An 18,675-nucleotide genomic window follows, 5' to 3' on the forward strand; every position below is an offset into this window, starting at 1 on the left:
TCGTTGTGCGTCTGCGTCTGATCGCTGTCGGTTCCCGCATGCCCAAGTGGGTGGAAGAGGGTTGGCATGAGTACGCCAAGCGTCTGCCATCCGAACTGGCGCTGGAACTGGTGGAAATTCCGCTCAACACCCGTGGCAAGAACGCCGACGTGGCACGCCTCATCCGTCAGGAAGGCGAGGCCATGCTGGCGAAGGTGCAGCCGGGTGAGCGGATCGTCACGCTTGAAGTGCATGGCAAGCCATGGAGCACCGAGCAACTGGCGGGCGAGCTTGATCGCTGGCGTCTGGATTCGCGCACGGTCAACCTGATGGTCGGCGGCCCGGAAGGGCTGGCGCCGGAAGTCTGTGCCCGGGCCGAGCAGCGTTGGTCGTTGTCGCCGCTGACGTTGCCGCACCCGCTGGTGCGCATTCTCATCGGTGAGCAGATTTATCGTGCCTGGACCGTGCTGTCCGGTCACCCTTATCACAAGTAGCGCTGCTGCCTTCACTGTGAACCTGCCCTAAATGTCTCAGCCGATTCGCCTGAAAGACCACGAAAAGGACGCACGCCTGGTGCGCAGCCGAGTCGTGGTCGGTGCAGTCGCGGTTGTCGTGCTGATCTGCGTGCTGATCGCGCGGCTATATTTCCTGCAGGTCATCCAGTACGAGTACCACTCGACGCTGTCCGAGAACAATCGTGTTCACGTGCAGCCGATCCCGCCGAGTCGCGGGCTGATCTACGACCGTAACGGTGTGGTGATTGCCGACAACCGTCCCAGCTTCAGCCTGAGCATGACCCGTGAACGTTCCGGTGACTGGACGCAAGTGCTGGACACCATCGTTCAGGTGCTTGAACTGACGCCGGATGACCGGATCATCTTCGAAAAACGCATGAAGCAGGGGCGGCGGCCGTTCGAGCCGGTGCCCATTCTGTTTGAGCTGACCGAAGAGCAAATCGCCCGCATCGCCGTCAATCAGTTCCGTTTGCCGGGCGTTGAAGTGGTCGCGCAACTGGTTCGCCACTATCCGCAGGGCGAGCATTTCGCTCATTCGGTGGGTTACATGGGCCGGATCAACGAGAAAGAGCTGAAAAGCCTCGATCCGGTGAATTACAGCGGCACCCATCACATGGGCAAAACCGGCATCGAGCGCTTCTATGAGCCCGAGCTGCACGGTCAGGTCGGTTACGAAGAAGTCGAAACCAATGCCCGGGGCCGCGTCTTGCGCGTGCTGAAAAGAACCGATCCTGTGCCCGGCAAGGACATCGTCCTGAGCCTCGACATCCAGTTGCAGGAAGCCGCCGAAGCCGCGCTGGCAGGGCGTCGTGGTGCGGTGGTGGCGCTGGACCCAAGCACGGGAGAAGTGCTGGCGATGGTTAGCCAGCCGAGCTTCGACCCCAACCTGTTCGTCACTGGCATCAGCTTCAAGGCGTACTCCGAATTGCGCGATTCGGTCGACCGCCCGCTCTTCAACCGCATTCTGCGTGGCCTGTACCCACCGGGTTCGACCATCAAGCCAGCGGTGGCAATTGCCGGTCTCGATACCGGTGTGATCACGGCCAGCACGCGGGTGTTCGACCCCGGCTACTACATGCTGCCGAATTACGACCACAAATACCGCAACTGGAACCGCACCGGCGATGGCTGGGTGGATCTGGACACGGCGATCATGCGCTCCAACGACACCTACTTTTACGATCTGGCCCACAAGGTCGGGATCGATCGGCTGTCGGCGTACCTGAACAAGTTCGGCATCGGCCAGAAAGTCTCGCTGGACATGTTCGAAGAATCCCCCGGCCTGATGCCCTCCCGTGACTGGAAGCGCGTCACCCGGCGGCAGGCGTGGTTCCCGGGCGAAACACTCATTCTGGGGATCGGCCAGGGCTACATGCAGGCCACTCCGCTGCAGTTGGCCCAGGCCACCGCGCTGGTGGCGAACAAAGGCAAATGGAACCGTCCGCACCTGGCCAGGACCGTCGAAGGGCAGAAGCCGGTGGACAAGAACCCGATGCCGGACATCGTCCTGCGTGACCCGTCGGACTGGGCCAAGGTTAACCACGGCATGCAGCAAGTGATGCACGGCGCTCGCGGCACCGCGCGCAAGGCCGCGATCGGTGCCCAGTACCGCATCGCCGGCAAGAGCGGTACGGCCCAGGTCGTGGCCATTCGGCAGGGCGAGAAATACGACCGCTCGAAAGTCCAGGAACGCCACCGCGACCACGCCTTGTTCGTCGGCTTCGCGCCGGCCGACAGCCCGAAGATCGTCGTTGCGGTGATGATCGAAAACGGCGAGTCGGGGTCGGGTGTCGCCGCGCCGGTGGTGCGGCAGGTCATGGACGCCTGGTTGCTTGATCCCCAGGGCCATCTGAAACCCGAATACGCCAGCAATGCACAGCCTCCGGAGAACGCGGCCCGTGAAGAGTAATTTCGACCGCATCCTGTCCAGCGAAGATGTGATGCGCCGTCGCGCCACGTTTCTGCAGAAGATCCACGTCGATGGCCCGCTGCTGATCCTGCTGCTGACGTTGGCGGCGGGCAGTCTGTTCGTGCTGTATTCGGCCAGCGGCAAGAGCTGGGACCTGCTGATCAAGCAAGCGACCTCCTTCGGCATCGGCCTGGTGTCGATGTTCGTCATCGCGCAACTCGAGCCCCGATTCATGGCCCGCTGGGTGCCCGCCGCCTACGTGATCGGCGTGTTGCTGCTGGTGGCGGTCGACGTCATGGGCCACAACGCCATGGGCGCGACGCGCTGGATCAACATTCCCGGGGTCATCCGTTTTCAGCCCTCTGAGTTCATGAAGATCATCATGCCGGCGACCATCGCCTGGTACCTGTCCAAGCGCACGCTGCCGCCGCACCTCAAGCACGTCGCGGTGAGTCTCGGCCTGATCGGCCTGCCGTTCATTCTGATCGTGCGTCAGCCCGACCTCGGCACCTCGCTGCTGATTCTGGCCTCCGGCACCTTCGTGCTGTTCATGGCCGGCCTGCGCTGGCGCTGGATCATCAGCGTGGTGGCGGCAGCGGTCCCGGTCGCAGTCGGCATGTGGTTCTTCTTCATGCACGACTACCAGAAGCAGCGGATCCTGACCTTCCTCGACCCGGAGAGCGATCCCCTCGGCACCGGCTGGAACATCATTCAGTCCAAGGCGGCGATCGGTTCGGGCGGCGTGTTCGGCAAAGGCTGGCTGATGGGCACCCAGTCGCACCTGGACTTCCTCCCTGAAAGCCACACCGACTTCATCATTGCGGTACTGGGCGAAGAATTCGGTCTGGTGGGGATTTGCGCCCTGCTGCTCATCTACCTGTTGCTGATCGGCCGCGGGCTGGTGATCACCGCCCAGGCGCAGACCCTCTACGGCAAGCTGCTCGCGGGCAGCCTGACCATGACCTTTTTTGTTTACGTTTTCGTCAATATCGGTATGGTCAGCGGTCTGCTGCCGGTTGTAGGCGTGCCGTTGCCCTTCATTAGCTACGGCGGAACTTCGCTGGTGACGCTGCTGTCAGCGTTTGGTGTTTTGATGTCGGTCCATACACATCGCAAGTGGATCGCTCAGGTTTGATTAAGGTGAAGAACTCAATGCAAGTAGTGCGTGGCTGGGCTGCTCGATATGCGCCGCTGGTCGGTCTGATGGGCATCTTCGGCTCAGTGCAGGAATCACTTGCCGGTGACTATGACGGCTCTCCTCAAGTCGCCCAGTTCGTCAGCGAAATGACCCGCGATTATGGTTTTGCGGGCGAGCAACTGATCGATGTGTTCCGCGATGTGCAGCGCAAGCAGGCGATCCTCGATGCCATTTCCAGGCCCGCCGAACGCGTCAAACCGTGGAAAGACTATCGCCCGATGTTCCTCACCGACGCGCGCGTTGCCCGGGGCGTCGACTTCTGGCGGCAGCACGAGGCCTCCCTGGCGCGCGCCGAGAAAGAGTATGGCGTGCCGGCTCAGGTGATCGTTTCGATTATCGGCGTCGAGACGTTTTTCGGTCGCAACACCGGCAATTACCGGGTGATGGACGCATTGTCGACGCTTGCGTTCGACTATCCCCAGCGCGCCGACTTCTTCCGCAAGGAGCTGCGCGAGTTCTTGCTGCTATCCCGCGAACAGCAGGTCGATCCGCTGACGCTCAAGGGCTCGTACGCCGGCGCAATGGGTTTGCCTCAGTTCATGCCGAGCAGTTTTCGCGCTTATGCAGTGGATTTCGATGGCGATGGCCACATCAATATCTGGAACGACCCGGACGACGCGATTGGCAGTGTTGCCAGCTACTTCAAGCGTCACGGCTGGGTGGCCGGCGAGCCGGTTGTCAGTCGCGCGGACGTGCGCGGTGACCGCGTCGACGAAGGCTTGAGCCCCGGCATTGATCCGGTGAAGAACGTTGGGGAGTTGCGAGCGTTGGGCTGGGCGAGTCATGATGCGCTGCGCGACGACATGCCTGTCACCGCGTTTCGCCTCGATGGCGACAAAGGCCATGAGTACTGGATGGGTCTGAAGAATTTTTACGCAATCACGCGATACAACCGCAGCGTGATGTACGCCATGGCCGTGCATCAGCTGTCCGAAATGCTTGTTCAAGCCCGGGACATCAAGTAATGCGGTCAATGCCGATGCAACAACCATTGAAACTGATGGCCTTCACGGCGCTGACTTTGCTGATCGTCAGCTGCTCAACCAGCCGCCCGACGACAACGACGCAGCGCCAGCAGGGCAACGTCATCCGTTCGCAGCCGGGGCTGGACATCAACAGGGCGCACAAAGACGGCGCGCCCTGGTGGGACGTTGATGTTTCGCGCATCCCCGACGCCATTCCGACCCTGCATACCGGCCCGTACAAGGCCAACCCGTATACGGTGCTGGGCAAGACGTATTTCCCGCTCAGCGATTCCAGGACCTATTCCCAGACGGGAACGGCGTCGTGGTACGGCACCAAATTCCACGGCCAGAACACCGCCAACGGCGAAGTCTATGACCTGTATGGCATGAGCGCGGCGCACAAGACCCTGCCGCTGCCCAGCTATGTTCGCGTGACCAACCTGGACAACAACCGCACGGTGATCCTGCGGGTCAACGATCGCGGTCCGTTCTATTCCGACCGCATCATCGACTTGTCCTACGCGGCTGCGAAGAAGCTTGGCTATGCAGAGAACGGCACTGCGCGGGTAAAAGTCGAAGGCATCGACCCTTCGCAGTACTGGGCGCAGCGCGGCAAACCGGCACCACTGATGCTTGATCAGCCGCAGGTGGCGAGCAGCAATCCACCGCCTCAGCAGCCAGCGGCGCCGGTGATTACCGCGTCAGCCGGCACGATCGAGCAATGGACGCCGCCGCCGCAGCAACATGCCGCTCCGGTCACGCCCGTGCCAATCGACGCAAAAAAAAACGCTTCCGGACAAGCGTCTGGGCTGTTTCTCCAAGTGGGAGCCTTCGCCAACCCGGACGCTGCGGAACTCCTGAGGTCGAAATTGAGCGGGATGGTCCGCGCGCCGGTGTTCGTGAGTTCGATCGCACGCAATCAACAGACGCTCTATCGCGTGCGGATGGGACCGGTCGACACGCCGGGTGAAGCCCAGCAACTGCAGAACAGCGTAAGGTCGGCCAATCTCGGCTCGCCAAGCGTGGTCACGTCGGACCAGTAACGCTTCCATAGGCTTTATCAGCGATACCCGCCCCGGTAACGGAGGCGGTTTTCGCGGCCTGACCGACGACCTGCCAGCCGGGTTTGTCGTTGTCAGCAGCTTTTCACGGCACGTTCTGTAGAATGTGAGCCCGTTTGCCGGGGTAGCCCGGCACCCGCTTTGCCCGCAAGGGCATGTTTGCCCATTAGCATTTTCGAGAGACGGATGAACATCACCAGCTTTGCAAAACGCCTTTGCCTGCTAATCCCGCTATTCACCGCGCCTGCCGTGTTTGCGGCAGAACAGATGACGCCATCGCCACCGCAACTGGCTGCCAAGGCTTATGTGCTGATGGACGCCAACAGTGGCAACGTTCTGGTCGAAAACAATGGCGACCAGCGCCTGCCGCCGGCCAGTCTGACCAAGCTGATGACCGCCTACATCGCCACGCTGGAAATCCGTCGTGGCCAGATCGGCGAAAACGACCCTGTGACCGTCAGCGAAAACGCCTGGCGCACCGGCGGTTCGCGGATGTTCATCAAGGTGGGCAGCCAGGTCACCGTCAGCGACCTGCTGCACGGCATCATCATTCAGTCGGGTAACGACGCCAGCGTTGCGCTTTCCGAGCACATCGCCGGCAGCGAAGACGCCTTCGCCGACCTGATGAACAAGACCGCTGCCGATCTGGGCATGGTCAACAGCCACTTCATGAACCCGACCGGCCTGCCGAACCCTGATCACTACGCCACGGCCCATGACATGGCCCTGCTGGCGCGCGCGATCATCCATGAAGACCCGGCGCACTACGCGATCTACTCGCAGAAAGAGTTCTTCTGGAACGGCATCAAACAGCCAAACCGCAACCTGCTGCTGTGGCGTGACAAGACCGTCGACGGTCTGAAAACCGGTCACACCGAAGAAGCCGGCTACTGCATGGTGTCCTCGGCCGTTCGTGATGGCATGCGTCTGATTGCTGTGGTCTTCGGTACCAACAGCGAGCAAGCTCGTGCTGCCGAAACTCAGAAGCTGCTGACCTACGGTTTCCGCTTCTTCGAAACCCAGACCTTCTATCAGAAGGGCACCGAGCTGGCTCAGGCCCCGGTCTGGAAAGGCACAGAGCGTCTGGTCAAAGCCGGTCTGGCTGACGATCTGACCATGACCATGCCAAAAGGCGAGCTGAAGAAGCTGGCTGCCAGCATGACCATGAATCCACAGCTGGTTGCGCCGATCGCCAAAGGCGACGTCATCGGCAAGGTTGAAGTCAAACTGGACGACAAGGTCGTGCACAGCGCCAACCTGATCGCTCTGGACGCCGTCGACGAGGGTGGTATCTTCCGCCGCCTGTGGGATAGCATCCGCTTGTTCTTCTACGGTCTGTTCAACTGATCAACGATTGATCAAAAGCTGACCGTTGCTCCGTACGCCCCCGTCGCTGACCGCGCCGGGGGCCTGTCCGTTTTCCGGCTTACGAGGCCGTTACTGCCATGACAGATACCGAAGTAAAAGCACCAAAAATCGAATTTCCCTGCGCCGACTATCCCATCAAGATCATCGGCGACACGGGTGTGGGCTTCAAAGACAGAGTCATCGAGATTCTCGAGAAGCACGCCACCGTCGACATGAAGACTCTGGCCGAGCGCCAGAGCAGCAACGGCAAGTACACCACCGTTCAGCTGCACATCATCGCCACCGGTCAAGACCAGCTTTACGACATCAACAGCGAATTGCGGGCCACCGGCTTCGTGCACATGGTGCTGTGATGGGTGCGGTTCTGGGCTTTCGTGAACTCGGTCTGACCGACTACGAGCCCACCTGGCAAGCCATGAAACGCTTCACCGACGGTCGCGACCGCGACACCGCCGACGAGGTCTGGCTTGTGCAGCATCCGCCCGTGTTCACCCAGGGTCAGTCCGGCAAACCCGAGCATTTGTTGCTGCCGGGGGATATCCCGGTGGTACAGGTCGATCGCGGCGGCCAAGTGACTTATCATGGCCCCGGCCAACTGGTCGCTTATTTGCTGCTGGACGTGCGCCGTCTGGGCTTTGGCGTCCGCGAGCTGGTCACCCGGATCGAGCACAGCCTGATCGATCTGCTGGCCGGTTACGGTGTAAGCGCGGCAGCCAAGGCTGACGCACCGGGTGTTTACGTCGACGGCGCCAAGATCGCCTCACTGGGGCTGCGCATCCGCAACGGCTGTTCGTTTCACGGCCTTGCGTTGAACGTCGATATGGATCTGGACCCTTTTAAACGGATTAATCCCTGCGGGTATGCGGGGCTGGCGATGACCCAGCTGCGCGAACAGGCAGGTCCGATTGAATTTGCCGAGGTTAGTGCCCGGCTGCGTGCGCAGCTCGTCAACCACCTCGACTACGCTGAGCAGACGACCCTAACGGGCGGAATGGATTGATATGACTACTGCGTATGAGGCAGCTGACACTGTCTTGAATACAGAGAATGCCGTACAGACCCTGATCCCGACAGTAAGCGTGGCCACGCCTGAGCGTGTGGCTCGTCCGAAAGTGGAAGCCGGCGTGAAGCTGCGCGGCGCGGAAAAAGTCGCGCGCATCCCGGTGAAGATCATTCCGACGGTCGATCTGCCGAAGAAGCCAGACTGGATTCGCGTGCGCATCCCGGTCTCGCCGGAAGTCGACCGCATCAAAGCGCTGCTGCGCAAGCACAAGCTGCACAGTGTGTGCGAAGAGGCGTCTTGCCCGAACCTGGGCGAGTGCTTCTCCGGTGGCACCGCGACCTTCATGATCATGGGCGACATCTGCACCCGTCGCTGCCCGTTCTGCGACGTCGGTCATGGCCGTCCGAAAGCGCTGGACACCGATGAGCCGAAGAACCTCGCCGTTGCCATCGCTGACCTGAAACTCAAGTATGTCGTGATCACCTCCGTTGACCGCGACGACCTGCGCGACGGCGGTGCTCAGCACTTTGCCGACTGCATCCGCGAGATCCGCCTGCTGTCGCCAAATGTGCAGCTGGAGACCCTAGTCCCGGATTACCGTGGCCGCATGGACATCGCGCTGGAAATCACCGCCGCGACGCCGCCAGACGTCTTCAACCACAATCTGGAAACCGTGCCGCGCCTGTACAAGGCTGCGCGTCCGGGTTCGGATTACCAGTGGTCGCTGACCTTGCTCAAGCGTTTCAAGGAGATGGTCCCCCACGTGCCGACCAAATCCGGGCTGATGCTGGGCCTGGGCGAAACGGATGAAGAAGTCATCGAAGTCATGCAGCGCATGCGCGAGCACAACATCGACATGCTGACCCTGGGTCAGTACCTGCAACCGTCCCGTAACCACCTGCCGGTTCAGCGCTTCGTGCACCCGGACGTCTTCGACTGGTTCGCCGAAGAAGGCTACAAGATGGGCTTCAAGAACGTCGCCTCAGGCCCGCTGGTTCGCTCGTCGTATCACGCAGACGAACAAGCCAAGCTGGTCAAGTCGCTGCTCACGGCGGGTTGATCACAACGCTGTAGATGCGCAAAGCAAAACGGGCCGGATAGAAATATCCGGCCCGTTTTTTTGCGTGACGTTCACGGCGGTATGGCCAAGGCGCATAGCCATAACCGCACACGCATTCCAAGGAGCCGGCGTGCCGGCGAACCCGGTTGCCCCGACGAACTTATGTCGCCTGACCTACCGCGTTCGCCACCGTCGTAACCTCCGGCAGCTCATACAGGTGGTGCGCTCGCCTGCGGATGCTGGCTGAACAGTTACGGCTTGCGCAGTTGCTCCAGCAATTCCTGGGTGGGATACCCGTCCGCCGGCCAGCCAAAGGATTGCTGTGCGCTGCGAATCGCCTTACGCGTGTTGGCGCCGATGATCCCGTCCGGCGCCCCTGCGTCGTACTGTCGGGCCGAAAGCAGCGTCTGCAACTCGATACGCTCGGTGCGGCTCAGCGGACGATCGCCACGTGGCCAGCTGCCCTGCACATAACCGCCGCCATTGAATCGCTCGGACAGCAAGCCGATCGCCATCGCATAGGACGACGAGTTGTTGTACTTCAGAATGGCGCGGAAGTTATCCATCACCAGAAACGCCGGGCCTTTGTAGCCAGCGGGCAGCAGCAAAGCCGCCTGTTGTTGCATCAGGTTGGCTGGCAGCGCAGAACCGTTCGGCAGCTTCAGCCCCAGCTGTTGCCATTCACCGATGGATTTGCGGGTTGAGGCGTCCGCCAGCGCGTAATCGAAACCCTGAGCCAGTTGCACTTCGAAGCCCCAGGGCTGGCCTTTCTGCCAGCCGGAGCTTTGCAGGTAATGGGCGGTGGAGGCGAGGGCATCGGTGGGGGAGTTCCAGATATCACGGCGACCGTCGCCGTCAAAATCCACCGCATGGGTGTTGTAGGTCGTCGGTATGAATTGGGTCTGGCCCATGGCGCCGGCCCACGAGCCCAACATGCTCGGCGCATCGATATCGCCGTGCTGAATGATCTGCAGGGCGGCGATCAACTGATCCTGGGCGAACTGTGGTCGGCGTCCCTCGTAGGCCAGCGTCGCCAGCGAGCGAATCACCGATTGAGTCCCCTGGAACTGGCCGAAGCTGCTTTCCATCCCCCATACGGCGACCAGTGCCTGGCGATCGACGCCATAACGCTGCTCGATGGCGCTCAGCGCGTCGGCGTACTGGTTGAGCAGAGCCTGCCCCTTGCGCACGCGTACCGCCGACATGGCGCCGTCCAGGTATTCCCAAACCGGGCGGCTGAATTCCGGCTGGCTGCGATCGGCCTTGACCACGCTCATGTCCGGCGTGACGCCGGCAAATGCGTTATCGAACACCTCCGGGCGCACACCTGCGTTCAACGCCAGAGCCCGAAACTGGCTCTGCCACTCGCTGAAACTCATTGCAGGCTGGATTTCAAAGTTGCCGTCGTCAGGCTGCGCAACAGCGCCTGAAGGCGTTGGCAAACTCTTGACGACTTGCGCCGCGGGTGTGGCCTGGAGCGGAGTGGCAACGGCAGCGGTAGGCTGCTCGGCACAGGCAACCAGCGCGAAGAGGCTGGAGGCGGCGATCAACTGGCGAAGGTGCCAGTGACGGGGAAAGCTTGGGGGCATTCTGGGGTCCACAGGGCTAAACCGGAAGGTGCAGACCTTAACATGCGATGCGGTAGGAAGGATGCTCGGAAGCATCAGCATTTGCTACGGGGAATTAGAAGGCGGTCGGTTATCGCCAGACGTTCTGCGCAGCTGTCATTTGTGCCAGTTGCGGGACAGGGGGGTTAGCAACACATTAACTAAACGGCAAACGATCTTCATGGAAGAGGTGTTCAATATGAAAAAGCTACTGACGTTGCTGGCGTTAAGTTGCATCACTGCTTGCTCGTCGACCGGTGGCAGGGCGCCTGAGCAGGCGATCGTCGCCAAGACAGCCACAGTAGAAAGCGCTGTGCACAGCGTGTCTGCCGAAAGCGGCTATGACGTGGCGGCCCGTTTGAAAGCGCGATACGGCGATACCCGTGATGATTGCGGGGCCGCCTCAAAGCCTGCGTTTCTGTGCAGCGGTTTGCTTGTTCGCGGTGGAGAGCCTTCTACCCAGTACGATATTTGGAACCCTAGCCCGACCTCTGAAAAAAACGGCGGTGTCTCTTTTTCCTTCTTGCGGTCCGATTATAAGATGAAGCGGCTGGCCTACACGTATGAGAGCGGGTTCATCTTTTATCCAGTACTCAGCACGCCGCAGGGCAAAGAACTTATCGAGATTTTGTGTTTCTTCCCTGTCGATGGATCCTCCAATGCTCGAATTAACGGCGGCTGTGACGAGCACCCAAACTACCCAGTAATCAGCAAAAGCTGCGAGCAACAGAATCCTGTGATCGACACTGCAGCTAAGTGGGTGGGAAAGTATCGCGCGGACGCCGCTGCGGGTAGAAGCAAATACGAGGCGATGTGCTCATTTAATGTCAGTGATTCGGCAAACAGTGCCGCTTCGGGCCGATTCTTGGAAGGCATGCGCGGCGGGCGTCTAATTTCCCCTGAGGCGTTCGACAAACCGAACGATGTAAAGCTGAAAACCTGGCCCCAAAACATCCCTGATAGGCTACCGATAGAGGCTTTCTTTTATACCCAGCCGGCGGGGCTTGCGGGCGCTCAGTTATACCAGCGGCGCTTCCGTCAACTGACCGGAACCACCATCCCTATTATTTATATTCCACTGCCTCAGACGCTGGATCAGTCTGCTTCGTTTAGCTACATACCCGCGGATCAAACTCAATGAATGCCCCAGCATAGGGGAGGGGGGCCGAATAATTGCAGGTGGAAAGTTTCAAGCCGCCATAACGGAAGAAGCCTCCCAGCTTTTAGACTGGAAGGCTTCGCGGCGGTAGCTGCCTTTGCCCTTAACGGGTTGTTCCTGACGGCTGCGGAACAGGGGCTGGGCGATGATGGATTTGGCCTTGTTCGGCCGCTTTTTGGCTTTGCTCATGGCGTTCTCGCTCAAGTGGTGGGGTGTAGCAGCGGGGAATATTCTGCCAGTTCGGCGCCGCTGTCCAATTAACCTGAGCTATCGAAACGTTACAGATTATTCCGCCGGCAATGCCAGCCGTTGTCCCGCCATCAGCAGCGTCAGACGACTCAGACTGCTCCAGACCGAGCCTTGGGCCTGGCCTTTGATCTGCGCGTCGATGTGTTGGGCGTCCATCAACAGCTGGCCCCAGCGTCGCGCGGAGTGGCGTTGCAGGGCTTTGCTCATCAGCGGTTTGCGCTTGTCCCAGATGGGCGGGCGCGCCTGGCTGAAGGCTTTATCCAGCGGAATGCCCTGGCTGAACTGCAATGCCAGATTGGCCAGCACACGCAGCTCGCGGGAAAGCGCCCATAGAATGACCGGAGGCTCAACGCCTTCCCCGCGCAGCCCTTCGAGCATTCGCAGCGCGTGGGCCGCTTCGCCATTGAGGATGGCGTCAGTCAGACCGAAAACATCGAAGCGCGCGCTGTCAGCCACGGCCGCCTGCACGGTCTCGACGGTGATCTGGCCCTCGTCGGCCATGAGCTTCAGCTTTTCGATTTCCTGAGCGGCCGCCAGCAGATTGCCTTCCACCCGCGCGGCGATCAGCTCGATGGCATCTGGCGTTGCTGCGAGGCCGGCCTGTGAAAGGCGCTGACGAATCCATTGCGGCAGCTGGCTGGCGTCCACCGGCCAGATCTGCACGAACTGGGTCTGCGGGCCCTCGACCAGCGCCTTGCCCCATTTGGTCTTCTGTGCCGAGCCGTCGAGCTTGGGCAGGCTGATCAACAGCAGCGTGTCTTCAGCAGGACGGCCGCAGTATTCCAGCAGCGCGGCGGCGCCTTTGTCGCCGGGTTTGCCGGACGGCAGGCGCAACTCCAGCAGCCTGCGCTCGGCAAACAGCGACATGCTCGCGCCCGCCATAAGCAGGGTGCCCCAGTCGAAGCTCGAATCGGCGCTGAACACCTGGCGTTCGTCATAGCCTTGCTGGCGCGCAGCCGCGCGGATGGCGTCGCACGCCTCCTGACACTGCAGCGGGTCATCGCCGCTGACGATGTAGACGGGCGCAAGGGTGCCTTGCAGGTGTTTGGAAAGCTGGGCGGGGGCGAGTTTCATGGGTCAGAAAAGATCAGGGCCGGCGAACCGGCCCCGATGCCGTCACTTGGACGGGATTTCGATAGGCGACTGCTGTGGCGTCTCGTCGCGAATGCGCTGAGCCGCGGCTTCGGCATCCGCCTGGGCGCGGGCAGCGGCGTCGGCTTTGGCCTGCATCTCGTCAAGGCGCTGAGGTGTCAGCTGCTGCAGACGTGCCAGCACTTTCTGCACGAGGTCAGTGCGCATTTCCTTGCGGATCTGATCGGCTTCCTGGTCAGAGCCGATCAGGTTGTTGCCGTCATGTACGAAGATCTTCTGCGACTGCACGGAGTCGTCGAGCAGCAGAACGTCTTTACTGCCGTGGATTTCGTACTTGAGCACGGTTGTCAGCTCGTATTCGGCGGAGCGGCCGGAACCTGCGTAGCTGGCGGTGCGTTGAGTCTCGTCTTCACGGGCGATGAACAGCTTGTACTGCGCACCGGTGTAGACGTGCACGCCGCTGTTGGTCAGGGTCTGACGCAGCTGGGTGACAACGTCGCCGTAGGCGTCGCGCGCGCTCACGTCCAGTTCCTTGATCGACAGGGCGTTGGTGCCAGTGCCGCGCAGCTGGAAACCGCAGGCGCTCAGCAGAACCGCGAGTCCCATTACCAGCAGATTGCGTTTGATCATCTTGTTGCTCCCTTGAATCCGTTAGAACCCGGCATCCCGGGTTCTTGAAATTTATGCGGCGCCTGCCTGCAGGCGCCCGATGATTGCGTTAGCTGGCGACGATATTAACCAGTTTGCCCGGCACTACGATGACCTTGCGGATCGTCAGACCGTCGATGAAACGCAGGACGTTTTCGTTGATCCGTGCAGCTGCCTCGACTTCCTCGCGGGTGGCGCTGGCGGGCATCTCGATGTGGCCACGCAGTTTGCCGTTGACCTGAATCACCAGCTGCAATGTGTCCTGCACCAGTGCCGAGTCATCGACCACAGGCCAGCCGGCGTCGATGATCGGGCCGGAGTGGCCGAGTGCAGCCCACAGTTCGTGGCTGATGTGCGGGGTGATCGGGGCCAGCAGCAGCGCGACCGTCTCCAGACCTTCCTGCAACAGCGCGCGGTCCTGGGCAGAAACCTGCGGTGCTTTTTCCAGCACGTTCATCAGCGTCATCACTTGTGCGATGGCGGTGTTGAATTTGTGATGCTGCCCGACGTCCTGACCGGCCTGCTTGATAGCCAGGTGAATCGAGCGGCGAATGGCCTTCTGGTCGTCGTTCAGCGCGGTTTTGTCCAGAGCGCTTGCAGCGCCCGCCGTCACGTGGGCCTGAGCCAGGCGCCAGACGCGCTTGAGGAAGCGGTGCGAGCCTTCGACGCCGGAGTCAGACCATTCCAGGCTCATGTCAGGCGGCGAGGCGAACATCATGAACAGGCGGCAGGTATCTGCGCCGTACTGGTCGATCATCGACTGAGGGTCGACGCCGTTGTTCTTCGATTTCGCCATCTTTTCGATGCCGCCGATTTCAACCGGCTGGCCATCGGCAATCAGTTTGGCGCCGATGATCTTGGCTTTGCTGTCCCGCTCGAACTCGACGTCCGCCGGGTTGAACCAGGTTTTGCTGCCGTTGGCTTCCAGACGATAGAACGTCTCGGCCACGACCATGCCTTGGGTCAACAGGTTCTTGAACGGCTCGTTGGAGCTCACCAGGCCTTCGTCGCGCATCAGCTTGTGGAAGAAGCGCGCGTACAGCAGGTGCAGGATCGCGTGTTCGATACCGCCGATGTACTGATCAACCGGCAGCCAGTGGTTCGCGGCCTTCGGGTCGACCATGCCGCCTTCGTAGTGAGGCGAGGCATAGCGGGCGAAATACCACGAGGACTCGACGAAGGTGTCCATGGTGTCGGTTTCGCGCTTGGCCGGTGCGCCGCAGGTCGGGCAGCTGCATTCGTAGAACTCGGGCATGCGCGCCAGCGGTGAGCCCGCGCCGTCCGGTACCACATCTTCAGGCAGCTTGACCGGCAGTTGATCTTCCGGGACAGGCACGTCGCCGCACGTGTCGCAGTGGATGATCGGGATCGGGCAGCCCCAGTAGCGCTGGCGGCTGATGCCCCAGTCGCGCAGACGGAACTGGGTGCGTGAGTTGCCCAGTTCTTTCTTGAGCAGCGCGGCTTCCATCGCATCGAAAGCACCCGCGAAATCCAGCCCGTCGAACTCGCCGGAGTTGATTAGCTGGCCGTGCTCGCCGTACGCGTCCTGCCAGGGCGCAGGGGTTTCATCGCCCGCGCTGGTGCGTACAACGGCTTTGATCGGCAGGCTGTACTTGGTGGCGAACTCGAAATCACGTTCGTCGTGTGCAGGAACGGCCATGACCGCGCCGTCGCCGTAATGCATCAGCACGTAGTTGGCGACCCACACCGGCAGTTTCTCGCCGGTCAGCGGGTGCTCGACGAACAGCGAGGTCGGCAGGCCTTTCTTTTCCTGGGTGGCGACGTCGGCTTCGGCCACGCTGCCGCTTTTGCATTCGTTGATGAACGCTTGCAGCTCGGGATTGTTCTGCGCAGCCAGGGTCGCCAGCGGGTGCTCGGCGGCAACGGCCACGTAGGTCGCGCCCATCAGGGTGTCGGGGCGAGTGGTAAAGACTTTCAGGGTGCCGGCTTCGCCGATGGACGCCTGGTCGTACGGGAACTGCACTTCCATGCCACGGGATTTGCCGATCCAGTTGCGCTGCATGGTCTTGACCTGTTCAGGCCAGCCCGGCAACTCGTCGAGGCTCTCCAGCAGCTCATCCGCATAGGCGGTGATTTTGAAGTAGTACATCGGAATTTCGCGCTTTTCGATCACCGCGCCCGAACGCCAGCCGCGCCCGTCGATGACTTGCTCGTTGGCCAGAACGGTCTGGTCGACCGGGTCCCAGTTCACGGTGCCGTTCTTGCGGTAGATCACGCCCTTTTCGAACAGGCGAGTGAACAGCCATTGTTCCCAGCGGTAGTAATCGGGTTTGCAGGTGGTGATTTCGCGGGACCAGTCGATCGCCAGACCCAGGCTCTTGAGCTGGTTCTTCATGTAGGCGATGTTTTCGTAGGTCCACTTGGCGGGGGCGACGTTGTTCTTCATCGCGGCGTTTTCCGCCGGCATGCCGAACGCGTCCCAGCCCATCGGCTGCAGTACGTTTTTGCCTTGCATGCGCTGATAGCGGGCAATCACGTCGCCGATGGTGTAGTTGCGCACGTGACCCATGTGTAGCTTGCCGCTGGGGTAAGGGAACATCGACAGGCAGTAGAAGGTGTCCTTGCCTGGCTGTTCACTGACTTCAAAAGACTTTTGCTCGTCCCAGAAGGTCTGGGCGGCGGCTTCGATTTCGCGGGGCTGGTAGAGTTCGTGCATGGCTACTTTTGGCTGAAATGAGTGACCCTTGACCGCTTCTCGGCGTGACCGGATCAGGAGGCCTTCGCATGCCAGACGAGGCCGTCTGCATTGCGATGCATCCATGCCCGGTTGGGCGGAAGTGGATTTACAGGAAGCGCCGTAGCATACATGAGGCTACCAAGCCGAGGGAAACCCTGATTGCGTGCTCAAGACTCGGCATCTGCGGCATCCGCCGTTGGTCGCGGCATCGCGCCGGTTTTTGCAGTGGCGCTAAGCTCACTGACGGGGGTAAGTGTTTATCTTCAGTGAGGTGAGCGGATGGCAGAGCTGCAGCATGAAGTAGAGCAACCTGATGTGTATGACCGTCTGATCGATCGTCTGGGCCTGGCTCTGGACACAGCAAAAACAGCGGTGCGGCTTCGAAACGAATCCCCTGTCGAGCTTGAACTGCGTGGTTTGAGTCACGCCGAGTTTCAGTTGATCGAGGCCTATCTGGGTAGAACCGAAGTCGTTTTCAAAGAAGATTCTCCGATCGTCACGAGGGGACGTTCCAGCACCTCACGGGAGCCTTCCGAGTCGATGCGAGCGCCGCATCCCCAAGCCAATGTCATCTGGCTCAAGGATCAGCGCCGAGCCAAGGTATCGGCAAAGTTGAGTCGCTACAGTTCCTCCAAACATTTCAAGCGTTAACTTCTGCGGGGGCTGACCCCGGCCAATCGAGCATTGCTGCTTAGCGTCATTGCTTCTAGGCTTCGGGCATCTTTGGAGATGCCCGATGCCCTTTCGTTATTTCATCAAAAACCTGCTGCTGCCTCCGGGCCTTTTCCTGTTGTTACTCGTGCTGGCCTGGTGGTTGAGAAATCGCCGGCCGGTGTTGGCGCGGGTGCTGTTTGTGATCGGCGTTGGCGGCATGACGGCGATGAGTCTGCCGATCGTGGTGGAGTGGTCGGCGAGGGGCATCGAAAGTATCCCGCCGCTGCCGCAAAGCGAGTGGGCGACGTTGGCCCAGCGTGCCGATGCCATCGTAATTCTCGGTTCTGGCCGCGAACGCAATGACCCGAGCTGGGGCACTGATATTCCCACGGGCGTTGCGCTGGAGCGCATGAGGTATGCCGCGCGGTTGTCGAAAGCGTCGGGTCTGCCGATCCTCACAACGGGCGGGCTGCATTACGGCGAGCCACCGAGCGAGGCGGCGATCATGGCTGACTCCCTGCGCGACGATTTTGGTGTGAATGTCCGTTGGCAGGAAGGTGAAAGCCGCACGACCTGGGAGAACGCCAACATGACAGCCGCGATCTTGTTGCCCCAGGGCATCAAGCGCGTGGTCGTGGTGACCCAGGCCTGGCACATGCCGCGTTCGGTCTGGAGTTTCGAGAAGGCCGGGTTCAGCGTCGTTCCGGCACCAGTGGGATTCCTGAGCGTAGACAACGCCCGCCCGTTCGGTGGCTGGACGCCGGAGGCGAGGGCAGTGTGGCAGAACGGGCAATTGATCAATGAAGCGGCGGGGCTGGTGGGGTATCGGTTGTTTTATCGATGACCTGAGCAGCAGGCTTCGGGACCCGCTGTCAACGCGCGTACCCCCTGACACCGCGCGCGCTGTTAGTGGGACCGGCTTTAGCCGGGAAAGCGTCTGGTGTCACACCGCAAATCTGATGGTGTTCATGATGGCCTCTTCCCGGCTGAAGCCGGTCCCACTAATAGACCGCGTGCGTTCAGTCAGGCTGGAGCAACTCAATTGTGAGACTGCATGCATCCAGTCAGACCGGTGCTGCCCAATTGTAGGGTCGTATGCAGCAAGTGGGACTGGCTGCGGTTTTATAGTGGGACCGGCTTTAGCCGGGAAAGCGTCAGGTGTCACACCGCAAATCTGATGGTGTTCATGATGGCCTCTTCCCGGCTGAAGCCGGTCCCACTAATAGTCCGCGTGCATTCAGTCAGGCGGGTGCTGCTCAATGGTGGGACCTGACTAAGTCGGCGGGACTGGCTGCGATTTAATTGTGGGACCGGCTTTAGCCGGGAAAGCGTCAGGTGTCACACCGCATATCTGATGGTGTTCATAAGGGCGTCTTCCCGGCTGAAGCCGGTCCCACTAATGGTCCGCGTGCATCCAGTCAGGCCGATTCGACCCAATTGTGGATCGTGCGCAGTCAGCGCGATCTGCTGCGGTTTAAATTGTGGGACCGGCTTTAGCCGGGAAAGCGTC

The 18,675-nt window shown here is 60.8% G+C and carries 17 protein-coding genes; 12 read left to right on the plus strand and 5 right to left on the minus strand.

Annotated elements, in window-relative coordinates:
* The first annotated feature begins 5 nt into the window (after positions 1-5).
* The 9 genes from rlmH to lipA all read left to right on the plus strand — a co-directional run bounded on the left by rlmH (position 6) and on the right by lipA (position 9,058).
* Entirely contained in the window at positions 6-473 is a 468-nt protein-coding gene (gene rlmH / locus ACYAR8_RS19105) for a 23S rRNA (pseudouridine(1915)-N(3))-methyltransferase RlmH (RefSeq protein WP_037017961.1), read from the plus strand.
* A gap of 31 nt (positions 474-504) precedes the next feature.
* A complete protein-coding gene (gene mrdA, locus ACYAR8_RS19110; protein ID WP_463580756.1) occupies positions 505-2,403 on the plus strand; it encodes a penicillin-binding protein 2 in 1,899 nt (632 codons plus the stop codon).
* Positions 2,404-2,434: 31 nt separating this feature from the next.
* Positions 2,435-3,538: a rod shape-determining protein RodA gene (rodA, locus tag ACYAR8_RS19115; protein ID WP_065988478.1), complete on the plus strand. Its 1,104-nt coding sequence runs from the start codon at positions 2,435-2,437 to the stop codon at positions 3,536-3,538.
* Positions 3,539-3,555: 17 nt separating this feature from the next.
* The gene (gene mltB / locus ACYAR8_RS19120) at positions 3,556-4,566 is read left to right on the plus strand and encodes a lytic murein transglycosylase B (protein ID WP_463580757.1); all 1,011 of its coding nucleotides are present in this window, start codon (positions 3,556-3,558) and stop codon (positions 4,564-4,566) included.
* Positions 4,566-5,609 carry a septal ring lytic transglycosylase RlpA family protein gene (locus ACYAR8_RS19125; RefSeq protein WP_074892713.1) on the plus strand — a complete coding sequence of 348 codons (1,044 nt, stop codon included), beginning with the start codon at positions 4,566-4,568 and terminating at the stop codon, positions 5,607-5,609. The genes mltB and ACYAR8_RS19125 overlap by 1 nt, the downstream gene beginning before the upstream one ends.
* Before the next feature lie 204 nt (positions 5,610-5,813).
* On the plus strand, positions 5,814-6,974 hold the full coding sequence (locus ACYAR8_RS19130; protein ID WP_265388176.1) for a D-alanyl-D-alanine carboxypeptidase family protein: 1,161 nt from the start codon (positions 5,814-5,816) through the stop codon (positions 6,972-6,974).
* A gap of 98 nt (positions 6,975-7,072) precedes the next feature.
* Positions 7,073-7,348: a DUF493 domain-containing protein gene (locus ACYAR8_RS19135; RefSeq protein WP_074892711.1), complete on the plus strand. Its 276-nt coding sequence runs from the start codon at positions 7,073-7,075 to the stop codon at positions 7,346-7,348.
* On the plus strand, positions 7,348-7,995 hold the full coding sequence (lipB, locus tag ACYAR8_RS19140; protein ID WP_108121584.1) for a lipoyl(octanoyl) transferase LipB: 648 nt from the start codon (positions 7,348-7,350) through the stop codon (positions 7,993-7,995). Before ACYAR8_RS19135 ends, lipB begins: the two co-directional genes overlap by 1 nt.
* A gap of 1 nt (position 7,996) precedes the next feature.
* Positions 7,997-9,058, plus strand: coding sequence for a lipoyl synthase (lipA, locus tag ACYAR8_RS19145; protein WP_074892709.1), 1,062 nt, complete (start codon positions 7,997-7,999; stop codon positions 9,056-9,058).
* A 251-nt stretch (positions 9,059-9,309) separates the two neighbouring features.
* Here lipA and ACYAR8_RS19150 read toward each other — a convergent pair whose 3' ends face one another.
* The gene (locus ACYAR8_RS19150) at positions 9,310-10,647 is read right to left on the minus strand and encodes a lytic murein transglycosylase (protein ID WP_108121586.1); all 1,338 of its coding nucleotides are present in this window, start codon (positions 10,645-10,647) and stop codon (positions 9,310-9,312) included.
* Positions 10,648-10,846: 199 nt separating this feature from the next.
* Here ACYAR8_RS19150 and ACYAR8_RS19155 point away from each other — a divergent pair, with 199 nt between their 5' ends.
* Positions 10,847-11,806, plus strand: a complete 960-nt coding sequence (locus ACYAR8_RS19155) for a halovibrin HvnA (protein WP_463580758.1) — start codon at positions 10,847-10,849, stop codon at positions 11,804-11,806.
* A 48-nt stretch (positions 11,807-11,854) separates the two neighbouring features.
* Here the strand turns inward: ACYAR8_RS19155 and arfA are convergent, their stop codons facing one another.
* The 4 genes from arfA to leuS form a co-directional block, all read right to left on the minus strand.
* Complete coding sequence (arfA, locus tag ACYAR8_RS19160; protein WP_463580759.1) at positions 11,855-12,013, minus strand: alternative ribosome rescue factor ArfA; 159 nt, start codon at positions 12,011-12,013, stop codon at positions 11,855-11,857.
* Positions 12,014-12,109: 96 nt separating this feature from the next.
* Positions 12,110-13,147, minus strand: a complete 1,038-nt coding sequence (gene holA / locus ACYAR8_RS19165; RefSeq protein WP_108121588.1) for a DNA polymerase III subunit delta — start codon at positions 13,145-13,147, stop codon at positions 12,110-12,112.
* Between the two features lie 42 nt (positions 13,148-13,189).
* Positions 13,190-13,795, minus strand: a complete 606-nt coding sequence (locus ACYAR8_RS19170; protein ID WP_074892706.1) for an LPS-assembly lipoprotein LptE — start codon at positions 13,793-13,795, stop codon at positions 13,190-13,192.
* An 88-nt stretch (positions 13,796-13,883) separates the two neighbouring features.
* Positions 13,884-16,490 (minus strand): leucine--tRNA ligase, encoded by a 2,607-nt coding sequence (gene leuS, locus ACYAR8_RS19175; RefSeq protein WP_074892705.1) that lies wholly within the window; start codon positions 16,488-16,490, stop codon positions 13,884-13,886.
* 300 nt (positions 16,491-16,790) lie between these two features.
* On the opposite strand from leuS, the gene ACYAR8_RS19180 reads away from it, so the two are divergent.
* Both ACYAR8_RS19180 and ACYAR8_RS19185 read left to right on the plus strand, forming a co-directional pair.
* The gene (locus ACYAR8_RS19180) at positions 16,791-17,162 is read left to right on the plus strand and encodes a hypothetical protein (RefSeq protein ID WP_463580760.1); all 372 of its coding nucleotides are present in this window, start codon (positions 16,791-16,793) and stop codon (positions 17,160-17,162) included.
* Positions 17,163-17,247: 85 nt separating this feature from the next.
* The gene (locus ACYAR8_RS19185; RefSeq protein ID WP_463580761.1) at positions 17,248-18,009 is read left to right on the plus strand and encodes a YdcF family protein; all 762 of its coding nucleotides are present in this window, start codon (positions 17,248-17,250) and stop codon (positions 18,007-18,009) included.
* Positions 18,010-18,675: the final 666 nt, after the last annotated feature.

This window comes from Pseudomonas sp. HP_01 (assembly GCF_055284355.1).

Bases quoted from the DNA above. Each gene is read 5' to 3' on its own strand.
- mrdA (WP_463580756.1), top strand. From the start codon at position 505: ATGTCTCAGCCGATTCGCCTGAAAGACCACGAAAAGGACGCACGCCTG.
- rodA (WP_065988478.1), top strand. From the start codon at position 2,435: ATGCGCCGTCGCGCCACGTTTCTGCAGAAGATCCACGTCGATGGCCCG.
- mltB (WP_463580757.1), top strand. From the start codon at position 3,556: ATGCAAGTAGTGCGTGGCTGGGCTGCTCGATATGCGCCGCTGGTCGGT.
- ACYAR8_RS19125 (WP_074892713.1), top strand. From the start codon at position 4,566: ATGCGGTCAATGCCGATGCAACAACCATTGAAACTGATGGCCTTCACG.
- ACYAR8_RS19130 (WP_265388176.1), top strand. From the start codon at position 5,814: ATGAACATCACCAGCTTTGCAAAACGCCTTTGCCTGCTAATCCCGCTA.
- ACYAR8_RS19135 (WP_074892711.1), top strand. From the start codon at position 7,073: ATGACAGATACCGAAGTAAAAGCACCAAAAATCGAATTTCCCTGCGCC.
- lipB (WP_108121584.1), top strand. From the start codon at position 7,348: ATGGGTGCGGTTCTGGGCTTTCGTGAACTCGGTCTGACCGACTACGAG.
- lipA (WP_074892709.1), top strand. From the start codon at position 7,997: ATGACTACTGCGTATGAGGCAGCTGACACTGTCTTGAATACAGAGAAT.
- ACYAR8_RS19150 (WP_108121586.1), bottom strand. From the start codon at position 10,647: ATGCCCCCAAGCTTTCCCCGTCACTGGCACCTTCGCCAGTTGATCGCC.
- ACYAR8_RS19155 (WP_463580758.1), top strand. From the start codon at position 10,847: ATGGAAGAGGTGTTCAATATGAAAAAGCTACTGACGTTGCTGGCGTTA.
- arfA (WP_463580759.1), bottom strand. From the start codon at position 12,013: ATGAGCAAAGCCAAAAAGCGGCCGAACAAGGCCAAATCCATCATCGCC.
- holA (WP_108121588.1), bottom strand. From the start codon at position 13,147: ATGAAACTCGCCCCCGCCCAGCTTTCCAAACACCTGCAAGGCACCCTT.
- ACYAR8_RS19170 (WP_074892706.1), bottom strand. From the start codon at position 13,795: ATGATCAAACGCAATCTGCTGGTAATGGGACTCGCGGTTCTGCTGAGC.
- leuS (WP_074892705.1), bottom strand. From the start codon at position 16,490: ATGCACGAACTCTACCAGCCCCGCGAAATCGAAGCCGCCGCCCAGACC.
- ACYAR8_RS19180 (WP_463580760.1), top strand. From the start codon at position 16,791: ATGGCAGAGCTGCAGCATGAAGTAGAGCAACCTGATGTGTATGACCGT.
- ACYAR8_RS19185 (WP_463580761.1), top strand. From the start codon at position 17,248: ATGCCCTTTCGTTATTTCATCAAAAACCTGCTGCTGCCTCCGGGCCTT.